The 4,301-nt window shown below is 67.1% G+C and carries 5 protein-coding genes and 1 pseudogene; 5 read left to right on the forward strand and 1 reads right to left on the reverse strand.

Going from position 1 to position 4,301, the window contains the following annotated elements; all coding sequences use genetic code 11:
• Window positions 1–101: pseudogene (locus FGL98_RS24640) on the forward strand (IS5/IS1182 family transposase); the annotation flags it as partial.
• A gap of 318 nt (window positions 102–419) precedes the next feature.
• A complete protein-coding gene (locus FGL98_RS26025; protein ID WP_222432407.1) occupies window positions 420–575 on the forward strand; it encodes a hypothetical protein in 156 nt (51 codons plus the stop codon).
• A gap of 1,766 nt (window positions 576–2,341) precedes the next feature.
• Here the strand turns inward: FGL98_RS26025 and FGL98_RS24645 are convergent.
• Complete coding sequence (locus tag FGL98_RS24645) at window positions 2,342–2,611, reverse strand: zinc-ribbon domain-containing protein (protein WP_146321467.1); 270 nt, start codon at window positions 2,609–2,611, stop codon at window positions 2,342–2,344.
• Between the two features lie 140 nt (window positions 2,612–2,751).
• Between FGL98_RS24645 and FGL98_RS24650 the strand changes: the two genes are divergently transcribed.
• From FGL98_RS24650 to FGL98_RS24660, 3 genes are all read left to right on the forward strand, one after another.
• Window positions 2,752–3,162 (forward strand): hypothetical protein, encoded by a 411-nt coding sequence (locus FGL98_RS24650; protein WP_146321469.1) that lies wholly within the window; start codon window positions 2,752–2,754, stop codon window positions 3,160–3,162.
• 85 nt (window positions 3,163–3,247) lie between these two features.
• Window positions 3,248–3,604, forward strand: coding sequence for a hypothetical protein (locus tag FGL98_RS24655; RefSeq protein ID WP_146321471.1), 357 nt, complete (start codon window positions 3,248–3,250; stop codon window positions 3,602–3,604).
• Window positions 3,605–3,624: 20 nt separating this feature from the next.
• The gene (locus tag FGL98_RS24660) at window positions 3,625–4,173 is read left to right on the forward strand and encodes an ATP-binding protein (protein ID WP_146321473.1); all 549 of its coding nucleotides are present in this window, start codon (window positions 3,625–3,627) and stop codon (window positions 4,171–4,173) included.
• Window positions 4,174–4,301 lie beyond the last annotated feature (128 nt).

A 4,301-nucleotide genomic window follows, 5' to 3' on the forward strand; every position in this document is an offset into this window, starting at 1 on the left:
CTCTGATCGCCTTGGCCAACGCCATCATCATCACCCGGCGCCTGATCCGGACCGCCTGGACCACCCACCGCTGGGACACTCGACCAACCCGCCGACCATGACCTATCCGCGGAACCTCTAAGTTGACGAGTTTGATGGTGTGTTTGCCGTAGGCAAGGTTCAGTGTCGTCAGGGTCTGCCGCAGCGACGTCGCGGTCGCGTAGCCGCTGGCCGTGGCCCTTTTGACGCCGTCGACGTAAATCGCGAATGACCCTGCCCCGGGGGAGCGGGCTCCGATCACGGATACCGTGCTTGCCCACACCGTCATCTGCACTGACGCGCGGCTCCTCACAGTGCTCGTGTAGGTCCGGTCGAAATAGCTGGCCGAGCTCGCCCGGGACCAGCCGGTCGAGAACTTCAACACGGTAGAGCGGTCGTCGATGGGCATCGTGCTGGTCTTCCACCCGGACCAGGCGGTCCGGTTCCCCAACGCGTCGACGGCCTGGACCCGGAATTGTGTTTCGGTTCCGTTCGCGGCGCCGAAGGTCCCCGATGTCGCGGTGGTGTTGGCGAGCCAATTCACCGATGTCGAGTAGATCCGACTCCCGGCGCTGTTGATAGTGACGGCGCGGCGCTGGACGTTGTACTTGATGGTCGCTCGCAGCGGCGCTGCAGCGGCCGACCAGGACACTCGGATGCTGGAGGTCGTTCCGCCGGGGGTGGCCGTGGCCGGGACAGTGAGACCTATCGCCGGGATGGCGGCCAGATGGGACCAGACGCCGGGGCCGCCTGCGTGGGCGACGGCCGCGGAGTCGATCACGGTGCCGCCGGTGCCACTTGCACAGTAAGCAGCGCCTGACCAGGCGACGTAGTGGTGGCCACCGGCCGACATGCTCGTCCCGTTCACGGGGCGCGCCAGGAGGTGGTTCCACAGACCGCCGTGACCGGCGTTGTCGACGGCGGTGCCGTCGACCGGCGTGACTGTCTGGCCACCGGTGCCGCCGACGTTCGACCAGCTAGATACCGCGATGGGCGCGCCGCCGGCGACCCGGAACACGGTGCCGTTGGAGCCGGTGCCGCTACCTGCGCCGACGATGAACGTGCCGTCGGCTGGTGTAGCTCGCACGTGATTCCACGGAGCGCCGAGCCCGGCGTTGTCGATGGCCACCGCGTCGACGCCGGTAACTGGCTGGCTGCCCGGGCCACCCATGTGTGCCCAACTGGAAACGGCGATCGGTGCTCCACCGGCGAACCGGAACACGGTGCCGTTCGATGGGGAACCCGCGCCGGATCCGAACACGTAGGTGCCGTCGGCAGGGGTGTGATTGAGGTGATTCCACGGTGCGCCTTGGCCAGCCATCCCGACGGCCGTCAGGTCGACGCCCACCACGGGCTGACTGCCGCCCATGTGGTTCCACGTGCTGACATAGATCGGTGCGCCGCCGGCGATCCGGTAGACCGACCCGTTGAGCGGGTCGCCAGGAGCCTCACCGACGATATAGGTGCCGTCGGCGGGTACTTGCCGTAGCGACGCCCACTGGGCGTCGCTCAACGCCTCGGTCGGCTGAGGGCCGCCCATGTGGTTCCACGTGCTGACGTAGATCGGTGCCCCGCCGGCGATGCAATAGACGTTTCCCTGGTATGAAACGAATGTCCCGTCGGCGGGTGGCCCGACGGGCTTGCGCCAGTACCCGAGAAAACCGAAGGGAAAATAGGAGTCCAGGCCCGCGGTCATCCGCCCGGCGTAATTCTGGTCGAAGATCTTGCCGTTGTACCAGACCGCAATGTGGCCGTCGGCGGTCGTGTACGCGCCTTGTCCCCATACCAGGATGTCGCCGTTCTGGAAGCCGGTGTCGGTGTGCCAGGTGAACCCGTTGGCGGCCATGTGCTGGCCGCCGGTGCCACCAGCCCTGTAATCCACCGCATTGCCCCAGGCTCCGGTGGATACCCCGTACACCTGGTAGAGGTACTGAGAGACGAGTGAGACGCACTGGCCGGGGTAAGTGCCTTGGATGTTCGATAGTTCCCTGCCCATGTTCGCGGCGACGAATTGGTCGACGGTGGTGCTCGCCTGAGCCGGCGCGCTGACGCCGAACGCGGCCAGCGCCAGGGCCAGGGCCAGGGCGACCACTGCGCCAACGACATGTCTCACCAGGGGCGTGAGCGGGTGTACCGGGTTCGGTGGGTCAATCGTTTGCGGTCCGGACGAGCGCATCATGGGATCGGCTCCTGGTAGGGGAACGGTGATGTGAGGAGGAAACGAGAGCGGGATGTCAGTACGCGCCAGAGTCACTTCATCTGAACTTCGGCGAGCCCATGAGACCGAGGGCTACCCTGAGCTCGGTGTTCCCGCCGGAGACGTTCACTGTCGTAACACGGGACTTTCCCTGGTGCGGACTTCGACGTGGTGGCTGCCCGGGGTGACGGGGACCACGACGCGACCACGTGCGCTCAGGTTGCCGTAAGGGCGTCCGTCGACGTGGACCTCGGTGCGTACCGCGCCGCCCACCAGGCTGGGCCGGGTCAGCACGAGGGCGCAGCTTCCGCCGGGTGCGGCGACGCCGCAGCGAGGGCAGGCGGTTGCCGAGTCGGAGATCTGGCTGCCGCATTCTCGACAGTTGATCAGTGCCATCGCGATCCTTTCGCCGATAGGCCATGGGCGGCCTGTGCCTGAATCCTCCTGGTCCGCCCATACGGCTGGATAGTCGTCCTTTTGACCGACATCCGAAAGGTCAATTACCCGTCCCCCGACCCGCCCCTACTATCAGGATCATGGTCGCCGTCGGGTCTCCTGTCGTTCCTGCGCCCGCGGCCGGGTCTCGTGGAGTCTGGTCGCACCTGGTACGGCGGTTGATCTGGGTGATGTCCGGCCTGCTGGTGCTGGTCAACGCTCTGGGGATCCTGCCCGGGTCGGTCCAGGCGATCAGGTCCAACCCCCGTTACACGGCGGTGGGTGTGCTGTTCGCGGCCGCGCAGTATGCGGGATGCCGACGGGGACTGCAGCCGCACTGGGGTCGCCCGTGGGCATCCGCGGTCCTGGCCGGGGGAACTCTTGGCGGGCTGTATCTTTCAGCATGGCTCGGCCAGCCACACCAGTCCGCAACGCTGTGGTGGCCGGGAATCCAACTGCTCATGGCCGCCGCATGCAGTGCGTGCACGTTCGCGCGCGGCGTCGTCAAGTGAGGTGTTCGCGATCGGCATCGTGGTCGCCGGGGCACCGGCTCTGTTCCTGGGCCAGTCGGTTTCATGGCCGGTCGTGGAAGCGACCGTGGCCACACTGATCCAGGCGGTGGCGGTCGCGGTGATCGTGGGGAGCAGCCTGCGCGGTTTCCCGGTGTTAGGGGCCGCGGCAGACGCCGCCACCCATCAGCGCAGGCAGCTGGATGCCGAGCTCGGCGGTGACCAGGCGGCCCGGCTTCGCTTCGTGCACCGTTTCGTGCACGACGAGGTGATGCACGCGCTGCAAGCGATCAGCATGACCGATGGCCAGGTGAGCGACGCCCAGGCCCGGGCGGAAGCAGTCAAGACGCTGACCCGACTGTCCGAACCCGTCACCGCTGGTGCCGGGGACCTGACCGACCTTCACACGGCACGGGGACCATCTCGAGCAGCTTGGATTCGTTGACCTGGCAAGGCACCCGGCCGATGGTCCCGACCAGCGTGGCCCGGGTCGTGGCCGCCGCGGCCGCCGAAGCGATCCGCAACATGGAACGACACGCCCAAACTGGCACCGCCGCCGGGTCGGTTGCCAGTGACAGCCTGTCGGTGACCGTGACGATCCGTGACGAAGGGGTCGGCTTCCACCCCGAGCAGCGGCCGGAGGACCGGCACGGGCTGACCGGGTCGATCCAGGCGCGGATGGACGACATCGATGGAACAGCCACGGTCGTGTCCGCGCCCAGCCAAGGCACGACGGTGACCCTGTCCTGGGGGCCGGCCCTACCGATGGTGGCCGGCCGGTACTGGGGTTGGGTCGACGACAGCGTCACCGACCTGCTGCGATGGATGCTGCGGATGTTCGCCCCTGTTCCGGTCGCAGCCGCGCTGATCTGTGCGGTCCAGGTCGCGGTGGTCCCCCGCCCGGTCCTTGCCGTGCTCGGTGCGGTCGTAATCCTGGTTCTGTACGCCGCGGCTGCCCGGTGGGGACTGCGACATCCTGTCCCGAAGCGAGCCGGGCCGCGGGGTGCGCGCTGACCTACCTAGTGGCTCGTCGTTAAAGTTCGCTTGCGGTTGATCTTGTCCATGATTTCCTCGGGGGTCTTGGTCCAGATGAAGGGGTGTTTGCGGTCGTTCCAGCCGTTGATGAACTGGCGGATTTTGCC

Source organism: Leekyejoonella antrihumi (genome assembly GCF_007845645.1).
In the GTDB taxonomy this organism is placed as follows: Bacteria; Actinomycetota; Actinomycetes; order Actinomycetales; family Dermatophilaceae; genus Leekyejoonella; species Leekyejoonella antrihumi.

What these genes read in the sequence shown, in the direction of transcription:
- FGL98_RS26025 (WP_222432407.1), top strand. Translation starts at nt 420, where the DNA reads ATGGGCATCGTGCTGGTCTTCCACCCGGACCAGGCGGTCCGGTTCCCC.
- FGL98_RS24645 (WP_146321467.1), bottom strand. Translation starts at nt 2,611, where the DNA reads ATGGCACTGATCAACTGTCGAGAATGCGGCAGCCAGATCTCCGACTCG.
- FGL98_RS24660 (WP_146321473.1), top strand. Translation starts at nt 3,625, where the DNA reads ATGGTCCCGACCAGCGTGGCCCGGGTCGTGGCCGCCGCGGCCGCCGAA.
- FGL98_RS24650 (WP_146321469.1), top strand. Translation starts at nt 2,752, where the DNA reads ATGGTCGCCGTCGGGTCTCCTGTCGTTCCTGCGCCCGCGGCCGGGTCT.